Origin of the sequence: Clostridium neonatale (assembly GCF_900465025.1) — a bacterium.
Taxonomy (GTDB): domain Bacteria; phylum Bacillota; class Clostridia; order Clostridiales; family Clostridiaceae; genus Clostridium; species Clostridium neonatale.
This window is the reverse complement of record NZ_UICR01000002.1, coordinates 305,528-320,809: the sequence shown is the minus strand read 5'-3', so window position 1 is coordinate 320,809 and position 15,282 is coordinate 305,528. Positions and strand designations below refer to the sequence as shown.

The window sequence follows — 15,282 nt, the reverse complement described above, 5'->3', positions numbered from 1 at the left end:
AATTAATATATGATAAAGGAAGAAGGGAAAAAAATGGACAATAAGAAGAAAGGTGCATTAATAGGTGCAGGAACATTATTTACTGCAATTGCAGTAGTTGGAGGAAGTATTTTAAATAAAAAGAGAAAAGAGAAAAAAGAATTTAAAAAATTAATACAAAGAACAACTTATGAAACAGGAAAAATAAGAAAACTTGGATCATTATATTTAGATGGTGGAAAAATAATATGTCCACTGGATTTGATTAATTATGAAGATGTGACTGAGTATAATGGAGAAAAGATAGAGATAAAAGATACAGATAAAGACGATTCATATAATCTTCGTTGGGTTGAAATAAATCATGAAGGAAAAAAACTTCTTATATGTGATAGGAACATTTTAAGCAGTATATCTTATGACGAATTAAATAACCAAGGTTTAATTTTTGGTAAGGTTGTTGTTATTGACAATACAAGATATCTTTTAAGATTACTAAAAGGTGGAGACAAAAAGAGGGACAATGAAGAGAATGAATGGAATAAATATATAGTAAATGTAGATAATATACCAGGATTACCTGTATCAAATGGTTTTGATACAGCATCTGGAGACAAGAATAAATCTGAAAAATTATATGGAGATAACAATACATTATGGAACTGGTATGACTTCTGTTCATTAACACAAAATGAATGTAAAGATAAATGTGTAGTAAGAGGTTTTTATTCTAATACATATTTCAATTATGTAAATAAAGATGTTAGCTATAAAACTGTAGGATACAGACCCGTTTTAGAAGTTATAGAATAAATATAATATTATGTCAATCTTGTATATTCAGGAGCAAGCTTACTCCTGTTAATATGCAAGATTGTTTTTATTCTTTAGGAAATTATATTGAAGGAGAATCTGTGAGTAAGTTATTTTTGAGAATATTGTAATAGACCAATGCATAGTGCCTAAAGAATAAAAAATAAATTATATGCGCCTTGCCTTTTCGCAGGCTCGCTCAGAAAATCCAGAATGCGCTGAAAAAATCGATGGCCAAATTATTTTTTAAATTAAAGTTATTGTATTCTATTGGATTTGTATTCTTTAAAAGATTATATCATAGTCGCCTTGGCGATTTTTTTATTCTATAGAAATAATCAAACCACTTAAGGTATTCTTCTTTATGAAGACTGTCTTTTAAAAATACAAAATTGAATTCACGAGAAACATTATAATTATTTATAGATACTTCACATAAAGTACCTTGTTTAATTTCTTCGTAAACAGCTTGTTCATATAGAAAAGTGATTCCAAAATTGTTCTGAACAAGGTTTTTTATTATATTAATACTACCTATCTTTGTTAAATTTCTAAATGATGTAATTGATAGATTATGATCACATAATATGTGCTCAAGTATATTTCTTGTACCTGAACCATATTCACGTGTAATTAAACGTTCATTAAGAATATCAGTGAACTCAATAGCTTTGTTAGCAAGTTTATTATTTGGAGAGCAGATAGGAATAAATCGTTCTAAAGAAAGAATCCTTGATTCGTAGTCTAGCTTATCAAATGTGCCTTCAAGTACAACAAAATCTAATTTACCGTCTTTAAGTTTTTCAAGAAGTATTTTTGTATTGTTTACTTCCATAGTCAAATCTATAGTTGGATTATCTAAAAGTACCTGAGATATTATAGGTTTCATTGTATATTCAGAGATTGTTAATGTAGATCCAAATTTCAAATGATATATATCATCTTCCATGGCAAGTGTACTTTTAATTTTATCGGAGCTTGCTTTAAGTGACATTGCAAAGGATTTTAAAATTTCACCTTTAGGAGTTAAACTCAATGATTTTCCTTTATAAGAAAAAAGTTTGCAATTATATGTTTTTTCTAAATATTTTATATGTTGTGATACGGCAGGCTGAGTAAGATGAAGTAGTTTTGCTGTTTCTGTGTAATTTTTAACTTTGCATAAAGTTAAAAAAGTATCAAATCTGAAATCAAGCATATAAGTTTCCCCCAATGAGTATTTAGTATAATTAATATTTATTATATCATTAATATATATAAATTCAATTTATAATGATTTTATATAAGGAAACATGAGTTAAAAAAAGGATTTTGTATAAAGAAACATTAGTTGAAAAGTATGTTATTATCGATATAATAGACATTGCAAAATTAAAATATTTTTCAAAGAATATATTTTAAATGATTACCAAAGAATATTATTAAATATAGAAATAGATATCATATTTAATGATAATTGATAGTAATTATTATTGAATAATAAAATATGTTGATGTAAAATATATTATATAAAGTAACTGGAGGAATATGGTATGGATAAATCAAATATAGAAGACATAATGGAAAAGTATTCGGGGACTATGAGTAATAAGGAACTAGGAAAACCATGGAGTGGGAAAAAAGAATTGGTCTTAGTTGACAAAGTAAAAGAAACAGAGGATATTACATCATTTTACTTTAAAGCTAAAGATGGAAGTAAGCTTGTAGAGCATAAGGCGGGACAATTTTTACCTTTTACAATAAAAACTGATGATCCTAAATATAAAGGCGTAACAAGAACATACAGTTTATCAATGAAACCAAATGAAGATATTTATAGAATAAGTGTAAAAAGAGTTCCAGATGGACTCATAAGTAATTACCTTCATGATAATTTAAATGTGGGAGATTTAATAGAAGCCATGATGCCGGCTGGACTTTTCACTTTAGAAAAACATAAGAAGGATAAGCCAATAGTGCTTGTATCAGCAGGAATAGGAATAACACCACTATTATCAATGTTTTATGATAGTGTAAATAAAATAAAAAATATTACATTTATTGAAGCTGTTCAAAATTCACAAATGCAGCCATTTGCAAATGATGTAAAGGCTTTGTGTGAAATGAGTCAAAATAAACATTATGTATTTTTCAGTGATCCAAATGATGATGAAATACTAGGTAAAGATTATGATTTTAAGGGATTTGTGACTAAAGACTGGATAAAAGATAATTTAGATTTAAATTCACAATTTTATTTCTGTGGACCACCACCATTTATGAAAGCATTAAATAGTGCACTTGTAGAACTTGGTGTAAGTGAAGAGGATATTCATTATGAGTTCTTTGGAGCACAACAAAAGTTATAGAATTTAATATAAGTTACATAAAAAGATGATATCATAATACCTGTTTTATAAAATTATGTGTGATTAAAATTAATCTGTACATATACTTATTGTGATGTCTCTTTTTATTTATAAATTTTTTTGCATAAAAACAGTAATATTGAGAATCTTCCATTAAAAATATATAAATAATGAACGAAAATTAAAGAGTGAATATGAAAATTTAAATAATAAAAATAAAATTATATTTATATTTAAATTATTTATTATACTAGCTAGAATAATAAAATTAATAAGAATAATGAATAAATATATTAAAGTAATAGTGGTGAAAAATGATAGAACTTAAATTAATAGCGGAAGAAGACTTAATAAATATAATTAAATGGAATGAAAACACAACATCAGATTTTCTATTGCAGTGGTCTGGAAATCTATATTCGTATCCATTAACTATCAATCAGCTAAAATATTATTTAAGAAAGGCAGAAGAAAGCCAGAATGTTTTTATATATAAAATTGTTTCAGAAGAAAATAAAATGATAGGGACAATTGAACTTAAGATTTCAGATGAAGGAAGAACAATAGGAAGAATATGTCGTGTATTAATTGGCGATGAAACATATAGAGGAAAGGGAATAGGCAAAGAGGCAATTTTTAAAATTTTAAAAATAGGGTTTGAAAACTTAAGGTTAAACAAAATAACGCTTGGAGTATTTGATTTTAATAAAAGTGCAATAAAATGTTACGAAAAAGCAGGCTTTAAAAAATATAAATTAATTAAAAATAAATTTAAAGCTTCAAGTGAAATGTGGAATTGTTATGAAATGTTCATTAATAGAAATGAGTTCACATAAAAGAAAATGGGAAAATACAATATTTAAAGTTTTTACTTATACTATATGGTTATATGGATTTAAAATTTTATAAAGAAACTAAGGAGAAATTTTTAATGAGCAATTTAAAAAGAGAAAACATAAATGTAAGTGAGATAGATGATTTATTAGGAAATATAGAATTAATTGACATAAGAGAACCTTATGAATGTAAATCTGGAATGTTAAAAACAGCAATAAACATACCAATGCAGGATTTATTAGATGCTCCAGATGAATTTCTAGATAAGAATAAAGAATATTATTTAATATGTAGGTCAGGAGCAAGAACTGCAAGTACTTGTTATATGCTTAGAGAAGAAGGTTACAATGTTATTAATGTAGCAGGTGGAATTATTTCCTATGAAGGAGATAATATAGAAAGATAACGATTGTCACATAATGCTAAAGTAAAAATTAACACTAGACTATAGTATTAATTCTTATATATAATCATTTATGACAATATGATTTAGACTTAAGGGAGGAAAAGATGATTTTATTAGAGCAGATGTTTATAGCTTTGCAAACTTGGATGTTTTCAAGTGGAGTAAAAATACTTATAGGACTACTTATTTTAAGTATAGGCTGGAAATTAGTCAAGAGAGCAGTAAATATATTTAACGCTATATTAGAAAAAAGAAACATTGATCCTACAATAAGCTCATTTTTAGATGGAGTAATAAGCATAAGTTTAAAAATACTTTTAATACTAATAGTTATGGATTATGTAGGATTAAAAACAAGTAGTTTAGTTGCACTTGTAGGTTCTGCAGGTCTTGCAATTGGTCTGGCACTTCAAGGGAGTCTTTCAAATTTTGCAGGTGGAGTTATAATACTTATAATTAGACCATTTAATGTTGGAGATTTAATTGACAGTGGAGATCATACAGGAACAGTAGAGAAAATAGGAATATTTTATACTCACTTAGTTACTTTTGATAACAAGCAGATTCTTATTCCAAATGGAGAATTGGCAAATAAGAGTATAGTGAATTATACAAGTAAAGATACTAGAAGAGTTGATTTGAATTTTACTGTTGGTTATGAGCAAGAAATAAGTAAAGTCAAGAGTGCATTATTTTCAGTAATTAATACAGAGGAACTTATTTTAAAAGATCCAAAACCTTTTGTTGCGTTATCTAAACATGGAGATAGTGCTATAACATTTGTTGTAAGGGTATGGACTAAAACAGAAGATTATTGGACTGTTCATTTTAATTTACTAGAAAGAGTGAAAATGAAGTTTGATGAAGAAGAAATAAGTATTCCTTATAACCAAATGGATGTACATATAAAAGGAAATGAAAATTAAATATGTATTAAATTATGAGAGGGTATTGTTATTTGGTAATAGCAATACCCTCTCATAATGATTTTGTGGAAATTTAAGGTAACTGGGAGATAAAAATGATTGAAAGATTATTTGATTATGCAAAAATTAATGAAAAAGATATTGAAAGAAAAAGAGTAAATAATATAATCGATAAAAATTTAAAATTTAATAAAGTACTATATGTTTATGGATCATTAGGTATTGGAAAAACTAAATCTGTTATGAGCTATTCAAAAAATTATCTGGAGCATTATGTTTGGTATGAATGCGAAGAACAGGATAATATAAATGGAATTGAAAAAGAATTAATATCAGTATTAAATACAGATATCAGAAGAAAAAAAGTAATTATTTTTGATGAATTTAACCGTATTTATGAAAGAAATATATTAGAAGAAATATCATATTACATTGAAAACTCAAGAGATAACTGTAAGTTTATATTCATAAGTTCAAAGAAGATACCAAAAGAATTTATTAATATAATGATAAAAAATCAAATTGGGATAGTATCAAAAAAAGATCTATTATTTAAAAAAGAAGAAATAGAGTTATTATTTAAAAAGAATAATATTAATACTTTTAAAGAAGAGCATATTAAAATAATTTTGGAATTAACTGGTGGGGTACCTATATTAGTGATTTTGGGGATGATGTACTTCAAATTAAATGATAATACCCTAGATTATAAAAAATTTGTAGAAAGTAAATATTATAAGGAAGCATTTGATAAGTACATTTGGGACAAATTAAGCAAAAAAAGAAAAGAACAGTTAATTATAATATCATTATTTCCAGAAGTAACATTAGAACAGGCTAAATTTATAACAAAAGATGAAAATATAGAAGAACTTTTGAAAGAAATTGTATTTTTAAAAAAAGATAAAAAATATATTTTTAAAGAGTTATTCAAAAGTAGCATAAAAGAAAAATATGATTATATTGATAGAGAAAAATTTACTTTAGCATATATAGAAATGGGTAAATGTTATGAAAAAAATAATCAATTTATAGAAGCGGCATATTCTTATTCAAAGGCCAAGTTAGAAAAAGATGAAGTACGTGCATTGGAAAAGTTTTGCGATCAAGCTAACTTTCTAGATAATTTTACCTTAATTAAAGAATATTTAATAAAAGTATCTAAAGAATTAATGGAAAAGAATTCATCTATATGTGGTTTTATAGCTATGTTTGAAATAATTCATTATAATTTTGAAGAAGGTAGACAATGGATAAAAAAATTAGAATATTTAAGAAAAGAAGTTCTCACAAAATATAATAGGTCAAAAAATAAAGAACAATATTTTAATAAGCTTAAAGTTATTGAAGATAGGTTAATATTACTATATGCTATGCTTCAAGAGAATAATAGCATTTATGTAAAAGAAATATGGGAAGATAAAATTAAAAGGGAAAATATTAATGATGATCATATTGTTAATGTAGTACCAACAGCAAATTTCCCAAGTATACTAAAAGGTATGAATGACACAAGTTCTTGGTGGATTAAATATGATAAAGATAATGTAAAATCTAATGCAATATTAAAATATATTTATCATAATAATTATTATTCAGCAGTAAATATTGCATTATCTGAAATTGATTATGAAAAGAATAATATAATTGAAGCAGCATTAAAGTTAAGTGATAATACTGCTTTTTATAAGGAATCATGCAATCTAGAGTTCATTTTTGTAAGCAAGATTTTAACATTAAAGATTCAAATAGCAAGTGGAAATATTAATGATGCCAATATGATACTTAATAGTCTTAAAGAAGAAGTAGAAAGATGTAAGGATTGTAATATATCAAATAATTTGAATGCTGCATATACAAGATATAATCTATTAATAGGAAATATAGAGGAAGCTAAGACCTGGTTAATAAATTATAATAAGCAAACAGAAAAGAAATTTTTATCTATAAATATGTATGAATATTTTACTAAAGCTAGAGTTCTTATTGCTATGCAAGATTATACACGGGTTATAGCGTTTTTAGAGATATTATATAAATTGAATAAAAAAGCAAAGCACAATATGAATATGGCAGAATGTTTAATATTACAGAGCATTGCATTAAATAGATTAGAAGAAGAATTAGCATTTAATAAAATAGAAGAAGCGCTAAAGATAACAGAGCCATATGATTTTATTAGAATTTATGCTGATGAAGGTGATGGAGTCTATGAAGTTATTAATAAATATATAAAATATGATAAAAGAGATGAAAGTATTGACTTAGAATATATAAAATTAATATTAACTGAAAGTAGAAAATTTGCACGAATGTATCCTAAATATTTAAGTAAAAAAATATATTCTGAAGATGAAAAAATAAAATTAACAAAATCTGAAAAAGAAATAATAAACTTAATATCTAATGGTATGTCTAATAGTGAAATAAGTGAATATTTAAATATAAAAATAGATACTGTTAAGTTTCATACAAAGAATATTTACAGTAAGCTTAATGTGAAAAATAGGACTATGGCCATTTCTGTCGCAAAAGAATTTAAAATTATATAATAAAATTATTAAAAATTAAATTTTTAATAAAAACTACCTTTTAGGGTAGTTACATTAAATTTATATGCTGATAGAATATTTTGTGTAAAGAAGGTCAAGCAAATTAAGTATTTTTCAACTATGGGAAACGGACATTTCTAACCTAATTATACAATACTATGGGCATGAAGAATGAGAAGAAAAACCAGGAATTAATTCTTGGTTTTTTGATTTTTAGAAAGCAATTTATTTATATATGTTGCAATATGATTTATTCAATACTTGAGTATACGTACTGTACATTTAATGTAGATTTCGATTTTCAACATATATATTATGAAAAGTAAACTTTATTATAAATATCAATATTATTATCATAAAGTGTGTATTTTATAATATACATAAACTAAAGTTACCTTTAAAACATTATGTGTAAGAAATAATATATTTATTATAAATATAACAAAATGAATATTGATAAATTATAGTAGTAATGATATTCTAATTTATGTGATAAATAATTTCATTTGGGGGAGTCATCATGAATTTATGCAACTTGAAACCTGGAGAAAAGGCTGTTATATTATCAATTGATGGGAATGCTAAACTTATGAAGAGATTACTTGCTTTAGGATGCATAGAAGGAACAACAATTGAATATAAAAGATGTGCGCCGCTTGGAGATCCTATAATAGTGAATTTTAGAGGATTTGATTTAGCTATAAGAAAAGAAGATGCTGAATATATATCGGTAGCAAAACAAAGGGGATTTAAGAAATGACAAATGTAGCTTTACTTGGTAATCCTAATGTTGGGAAAACAACTTTATATAATGCACTTACTGGATCCAATCAGTATGTAGGAAATTGGCCAGGTGTAACTGTTGATAAAAAAGAGGGTTTTTTTGAAGATGTTAAAGTAGTGGATCTTCCAGGAATATATGCTATGGACACATTTTCAAATGAAGAAAAGGTATCAAAGAAGTTTCTTGAAGAAGGTGATGTTGATGTAATACTAAATATTGTAGATGCATCAAATTTAAATAGAAATTTATATCTTACTACTCAGCTTAAAAAGTTTGATAAGCCAATTATATTGGCACTTAATATGATAGATATATGTGATAGCAAAGGAATCGTAATAGATTACGAAAAGCTTAAGAAAGAATTAAATGTAGAAGTTATACCAATAATTGCAGGAAAAAATATAGGTATAGATAAAATAAAAGATAGATTAAAAGATGGTAACTTTAAAAAAGATAATGAAATTAACAAATATGATTTTAAAAGTGAAAAAGAAGCGTATGAATTTATTGAAAAAATATTAAATAAATGTGTGACAGAAAACTTAAAAAACAAAGAAACATTTACAGAAAAATTAGATAAATATGTACTTCATCCAGTACTTGCGTATCCTATTTTTATTTTACTTATGGCACTAATGTTCCAATTAACTTTTTCATGGGTTGGACAGCCCATTTCTGATTTACTTTCAGATTTATTAGATAATAGTTTAATACCATTTATTTCAGAATTGCTTTCTAATAATTCACCTTGGTTTAGGTCACTTATTGTAGATGGAATAGTTGCAGGTGTTGGTGGAATACTAGTATTATTACCTATTATTTTAGTACTTTTTATATGTATTACATTACTTGAAGATAGCGGATATATGGCTAGAGTTGCTTTTATGATGGATAAGCTTATGAGAAAGATGGGACTGTCAGGAAAAGCATTTATTCCTATGATAATAGGATTTGGATGCTCAGTTCCAGCTATAATGACAGCAAGAACTTTAGAAAGTGAAAAAGATAGAAAATTAACAGCTCTTTTAGTACCATTCATGTCATGTAATGCAAGACTTCCAGTGTATACTGTGTTTGCGGCAGTATTTTTTACAAATCATAGAGGTCTTGTTGTAGCATCACTTTATTTACTTGGGATAGTTGTAGCTTTTTTACTTGGAATATTACTTAAAAATACATACTTTAAGAAGGATGAGGAACCATTTATAATAGAAATTCCAGAGTATAAAATGCCAAAGTTTTCTTCTGTGCTTAATGTAACTGCTGATAAAGCATTAGAATTTTTAAAGAAAGCAGGTACTTTGATATTTGCAATGAGCGTTGTCATATGGGTTCTATCTAACTTTAATTTAAGTGGAATGGTAGAAGAAGTTAATGATAGTATACTTGCAAGCATAGGAAATGTTATTGCACCTATATTTAAACCATTAGGATTTGGAAACTGGCAGTCAGCTGTAGCACTTTTATCAGGACTTTTAGCTAAGGAAACAGTTTTATCTTCTATGGAAGTTATTTTTTCAGGAAATCTTCAAACTGTTCTTACTGCACATTTTAATAGTTTAACTGCATATTCATTTTTAGCTTTTATACTATTATACACACCATGTATTTCAACAGTAGGAACAATGAAAAAAGAATATGGTGGTAAATTAACAGTATTCTCTGTGTTTTTTCAATTTGTAGTTGCATGGGTTGTATCATTTTTAATTTTTAATGTTGGAAGCTTAGTTATACAAATGTTATACTTATGATATAAGATTTTTAAATTAGAGGTGCTGCATATGATAGAAATAGTTATTACATCTATAATAGTAATTTTGGCTGTCTTTATACTTATTAAATCTATGTTTAATTCTAAAAATGGAAAGTGTAATTGTGGATGTGATAAGTGTAGTACAAAAAATAAGTGCATTAAAAGAGATGATAATTAAAATAAATAAAATTTGAAAAGCTACTTTTAACTACATAATTAGTTAAAAGTGGCTTTTTTGTTTAAATATTTACAAAAAGCTACGATAAATAATATATAGAGAGTCTTCTTATATATTATTTATGAAAATATATATTATTATGGGAGGAGAGATAAAGATATGAAAGAATTGTTTGAAGATGTAAAAAAGAATTTATCACTTATTGAAGACATATATGACAATATTAGAATTGTTAATCCTCTTAATAAAAAAGTATTGAACATAAAGAATACAAAAATAGAACAGTTTAAAGGGAATTGCTATGATCTCTGGAAGAACGGAGAGATATGTGATAATTGTATTTCTATGAGAGCATACAATGAATTAGATACATTTGTGAAAATAGAGAGTAGTTTTACTAAGGTTATGTTCATAATTGTAACACCCATATATTTAAATGGAGAGTTATACGTTTTAGAAGTTTTGAAAGATATATCAAAAGGTAGTCAAGAATTGAGTCTTTGCGTTGATGATGTAATAGATAAATTAAATGAGAAAATCATTATAGATAGCTCAACAGGACTGTATAATAGAAAATATATAGAGGAAAGATTACCAGTAGATGTGAACAGTAGCATAATTGAAAAATATCCATTATCTTTAATAAACATAGAAGTAGATAATTTTAAGACCATAGTAGAGGAGTTTGGAATTCATATTAAAGAAAAAATAATTTTGCATATATGTGATATAGTTAATAATATAAATATTGAAGAGATATCTTGGATTGGAAGATATAACGACAACCAATTATTTATTGAATTAAAGAATGTTAATAAAAATAGAGCAATAGATTTATCTGAGAAAATATTAAAAAAACTAAATTCTAAATTATTTAATTACAATAATATAAATATTAATTTAAATTATAATTTTGGAGTATACTGCACGGAAAATGAAAAAATAGATGGAACTAATTTTTTTGATGAAATAGATAAAAAGCTTTTTAAAGAAAAAATAAAAAGAAAAGTTGATAAATTAGTAGAAGTTAAAAATGTAGAAAAAAATGATTTATCCAAATTGAGCTGTAAAATGGAAGAACTTCGAAGTATTTTAAATAGTATGTGCGCAGATCAAAATTATTTAATATACTATGAAGATGTAGTATATGTTAGCCAATGTTTAGATAAATTAATCGTGGCATATATGAAATGCTTTGAAAAAAACAAATTGGAAAATTATGATTAATAGGATAATAATTTTTAAAAGTTAAATTTGTGTGAGATATATAGATTTGACTTTTTTCATTAAGTGTAGGCATAGAATAGCAGAACTGCATTTAATTGATTATATATAAAAAGTTTCAACTAAAAAATATTATTTTTCGACAAGATAACAAAATGCAAAAAATATGCATGGTTATATATAGAAAAAGCATGAAAAATAAGAGTTTAGAATGAATTTTGATATAACGACATATATACAAAAAAAGATTTTAATAGACATAATATAGCATTTTTTTATTACAAATCTATAGAAAATGAACACTTGTATTTTGAAAGAATCGTATGTATAATCGGTTATGGTTGTTATGTTATGGGAGGAATTTGAAAATGATAAGTATTACAATTTGCTATAAAGATGCGGGATTAGATTTTGTAAATATGTATTTAGAAGAAATAATATATAGAAATTATAAAAGAGAAGAATTTCAAATTAATATTGTAGATAATAATATCGATTTATTAAGAAGTTGTGCTGAAGATGGTGAATGCAATATTTTACTGCTAGAAGGAAATTTAATTGATTTAAAAGGAGTAAATATATTAGATCTTATAAAAAAGTACAATGAAGATATAAAAATTATAGTTATGAATTTAGAAGATAATTGTGAGAATAAAGATATATATAATAACTTTACAGTATTAAATAAAGAGGAACTTAAATTAAAGTTAGAAAATACTTTTTTAAAAGCTATGCATGAAATTATTCAGGGAAGAATTGGTGTATATAGTTTTAAGACTGATATAGGACAAATGAATATTAATGTAGAGGATATTTTTTATTTAGAATCTGTAAATAAGAAAGTGTATTTAAAGACAGAAACTAATGTATTTAGAATAATTGGTGTACAATTCAATTCTATAGTTGAAAAATTTAGTAAAGATAATTTTATATTGATACATAGGTTATGTATAGTAAATAGTAAGAATATATTATCGTTTGATAAATCAGAAGTTATTTTGAAAAATAAAGAAAGACTAAAGGTAAGCAGAAGAAGAGAAAAGGAGATTAAAAAACATATATATTTATATAACAACATATAGTGATAAAGTTCGTCTAAGATGCTCAAAATTTATATTTTGGGCATCTTTTTTGTCTAAAGTTAACCGCTCGGGCTAAAAATTATCGTTAGGAAAGAAAAAGGCATCATTGGGGAGAAAAAAAACCATTCGGACAAAAAACGTGACAAGATATTTGCATATATTGTAAAATTTAAAGAGAAGATATTGTTATTTTTTGGGAGGAATAAAAATATGGATGTAATTGAACAAACTAATAGAACAATTTTATTTGAAGAGATCAATCCAGAAAAATTAGATTTAATATCAGTAATTGGGGGAACAGAAGGAATAAACAGTTTAAGTGATGAAAAAATAAAGGAAATCAATGATTTGTTCTTAGTAAAAAGTTTTGATGAATTTTTAGATAAGTTTGCGCCTGTTGTATATTCTTTTTACAATGCAAATAATCAAAAGGTCATATACACATTAGAAAAACCAGGGAACTTACCTGAGAACCTTATAACAGAGATACCAATAAATTAGTCAAATGATTTTTTGAAAATGCTATTCACATTGATAGACACAAAAAGAGCACAAGGAATTGCTAATGTGGATTTTAAATTTGAAAATTTACTAGATATGATATCTCCAAAAAAAGTGATGGATGATATAAAACAATCTAGAAAAGAAATTCAATATGTATATTCTAAATATGATGAGTTAGATGATGAAGATCCAAGTAAGCTAGATTTAGGCGATAAACTAAACACACTATTTGATAATGCAAGCGAAAATTATAATAATATAATGGCAATGCTCCCGCTTGCAATTGAAGATATAAAGACAAGATTACTTCTTGGACAAGATGAAAATCAAAATGGTGGAGAAGCTCTACAAATTGGAGTATTAAGTATGGGTGAAGATGGAGAACTTAAGGTTCTTGAAGCACCAAAGAGTGAAGAAACATCATTAGTGGCAATAGATGACAATAAGAATGCAGGATTAATTGAGGCATTTGAAGATGATTATGAGGCTGTAAATGACACAAAATCTGATTATGTAAAGAGCTTAGTTGTAAGAACATTTTGTCCGTTAGCATCTACAATGGTAAGCACAATAGATGTAGGGCGTGAAGTTCAAAACTATAATACATATCTTGAATTTTATAAAAATTCAAAAGATGATTTTATAAAAACAGTTAAACCTCTTATAGAAAAAATTGTTGGTGTAAAAATGTTTTTTGAACAATATAAGACAAAAAATAAAGGTATGAAACCAAGTTTGCTTGTAACAAACAATAAACTAAATAGATTGGTGAATAGTGCTAATTTACCAAGACTTGAAGCATATCTTAGCACTGTTAATGATAAAAATGATTTTGATAATGCCATTTGGTTTGGTATCGTCCCATCAATTGAGCTAGAATCACAAAGTAAAAATGGTGCTAAAAGAGAAAGATTCAAGGGAAATAAGAAAATTGAAAAAACTGAATCAAATAGTATGGAAGATTTATTATTACTACTAGATACAGTAAAAAAATATAGGGTACAAATATTCTTTAGCTTTGAGCCAAGAGAGGATACTACATTTAATCATGTTGCTACAGCAGGAATAGATAGGTTCATTGATAGATGTGCACCACTTATGAGACAAGATTATAGTGAGTTTGCAATTCCATGTGTGCCTAATTTTACTATAATACCAAAAGAAAAATCAGGGGTAATTCTTGATAGCAAAATGGTTATGGGTGAAGAAGGTAGTGCAGAATTATCAAAAGCAAAGGAAGACATCTTTAAATTATGGATAGAGGGAGTTTATATAGGTAGCTCATATATTGCAGCAGGAATAGTTGCGGCATATCAGTGCCCAGAATACCTTAGAGAGTATTATGAAAATGTATTTTATGATTATCCAGGCGTGAGATTTGATATTGAAGCGGCAGATAATTCATTAAGAGTTACATCAACTTTAGCTAAAGAAATATCAGGATTTACAAATGAAATCAAAAACTCAATAAATAGGAAAAACTTTGGATTTGTATTTTCATCAGAAAATGCTAAATTCCAAGGAAAAGATATAAAGCAAATTACTGTTTATAAGGCAAGAAGTCTTCAAGCAGCAGGAAATGATTTCGAATCAATGTATAAGACTTTAGTTACAACTTATATAGAGAGAATGCTAAGATTTTATACTAATGATTTTAAAGAAGATAATATAGTTAAATTCTTTAGTAATAATCCAAATAGTGTAAAGAGCAAATGGGTGTCAAATAAAGAATTTATTAATGCCATTATACAAGATGGTGATGATATAAATTTTGTTATAAATGATAAAAATGGTACATGCAATATAGATCTTGTATTTAATGGAAATATAAAGAACTTAGAAGTAGAGATCACTAGAAGTGAAGCTAGCTAATTTTAATAGATATTAAATATGTCT

At 25.8% G+C, this 15,282-nt stretch carries 12 protein-coding genes and 1 pseudogene; 12 read left to right on the top strand and 1 reads right to left on the bottom strand.

Going from position 1 to position 15,282, the window contains the following annotated elements; translation table 11 throughout:
• The first annotated feature begins 33 nt into the window (after positions 1–33).
• Entirely contained in the window at positions 34–792 is a 759-nt protein-coding gene (locus CNEONATNEC86_RS13075) for a hypothetical protein (protein WP_058295619.1), read from the top strand.
• A gap of 298 nt (positions 793–1,090) precedes the next feature.
• Here CNEONATNEC86_RS13075 and CNEONATNEC86_RS13070 read toward each other — a convergent pair whose 3' ends face one another.
• Positions 1,091–1,990, bottom strand: a complete 900-nt coding sequence (locus tag CNEONATNEC86_RS13070) for a LysR family transcriptional regulator (RefSeq protein WP_159116478.1) — start codon at positions 1,988–1,990, stop codon at positions 1,091–1,093.
• 334 nt (positions 1,991–2,324) lie between these two features.
• On the opposite strand from CNEONATNEC86_RS13070, the gene CNEONATNEC86_RS13065 reads away from it, so the two are divergent.
• The 11 genes and pseudogenes from CNEONATNEC86_RS13065 (at position 2,325) to CNEONATNEC86_RS13015 (ending at position 15,258) form a co-directional block, all read left to right on the top strand.
• On the top strand, positions 2,325–3,140 hold the full coding sequence (locus CNEONATNEC86_RS13065; protein ID WP_159136172.1) for an FAD-binding oxidoreductase: 816 nt from the start codon (positions 2,325–2,327) through the stop codon (positions 3,138–3,140).
• A gap of 314 nt (positions 3,141–3,454) precedes the next feature.
• A complete protein-coding gene (locus CNEONATNEC86_RS13060; protein ID WP_159136171.1) occupies positions 3,455–3,976 on the top strand; it encodes a GNAT family N-acetyltransferase in 522 nt (173 codons plus the stop codon).
• 95 nt (positions 3,977–4,071) lie between these two features.
• Complete coding sequence (locus tag CNEONATNEC86_RS13055) at positions 4,072–4,383, top strand: rhodanese-like domain-containing protein (RefSeq protein WP_058295615.1); 312 nt, start codon at positions 4,072–4,074, stop codon at positions 4,381–4,383.
• Between the two features lie 104 nt (positions 4,384–4,487).
• Entirely contained in the window at positions 4,488–5,309 is an 822-nt protein-coding gene (locus CNEONATNEC86_RS13050; RefSeq protein ID WP_058295614.1) for a mechanosensitive ion channel family protein, read from the top strand.
• A 95-nt stretch (positions 5,310–5,404) separates the two neighbouring features.
• A complete protein-coding gene (locus tag CNEONATNEC86_RS13045) occupies positions 5,405–7,861 on the top strand; it encodes a helix-turn-helix transcriptional regulator (protein WP_125149866.1) in 2,457 nt (818 codons plus the stop codon).
• Between the two features lie 520 nt (positions 7,862–8,381).
• Positions 8,382–8,621 (top strand): FeoA family protein, encoded by a 240-nt coding sequence (locus CNEONATNEC86_RS13040; RefSeq protein ID WP_058295612.1) that lies wholly within the window; start codon positions 8,382–8,384, stop codon positions 8,619–8,621.
• On the top strand, positions 8,618–10,396 hold the full coding sequence (gene feoB / locus CNEONATNEC86_RS13035) for a ferrous iron transport protein B (protein ID WP_159136170.1): 1,779 nt from the start codon (positions 8,618–8,620) through the stop codon (positions 10,394–10,396). The genes CNEONATNEC86_RS13040 and feoB overlap by 4 nt, the downstream gene beginning before the upstream one ends.
• Before the next feature lie 30 nt (positions 10,397–10,426).
• A complete protein-coding gene (locus tag CNEONATNEC86_RS13030) occupies positions 10,427–10,576 on the top strand; it encodes a FeoB-associated Cys-rich membrane protein (RefSeq protein WP_200848531.1) in 150 nt (49 codons plus the stop codon).
• A 159-nt stretch (positions 10,577–10,735) separates the two neighbouring features.
• Positions 10,736–11,803 carry a diguanylate cyclase gene (locus CNEONATNEC86_RS13025; RefSeq protein ID WP_058295610.1) on the top strand — a complete coding sequence of 356 codons (1,068 nt, stop codon included), beginning with the start codon at positions 10,736–10,738 and terminating at the stop codon, positions 11,801–11,803.
• Positions 11,804–12,168: 365 nt separating this feature from the next.
• The gene (locus CNEONATNEC86_RS13020; RefSeq protein ID WP_159136169.1) at positions 12,169–12,882 is read left to right on the top strand and encodes a LytTR family DNA-binding domain-containing protein; all 714 of its coding nucleotides are present in this window, start codon (positions 12,169–12,171) and stop codon (positions 12,880–12,882) included.
• Positions 12,883–13,092: 210 nt separating this feature from the next.
• A pseudogene (locus tag CNEONATNEC86_RS13015) lies at positions 13,093–15,258 on the top strand (transcriptional regulator).
• Positions 15,259–15,282 lie beyond the last annotated feature (24 nt).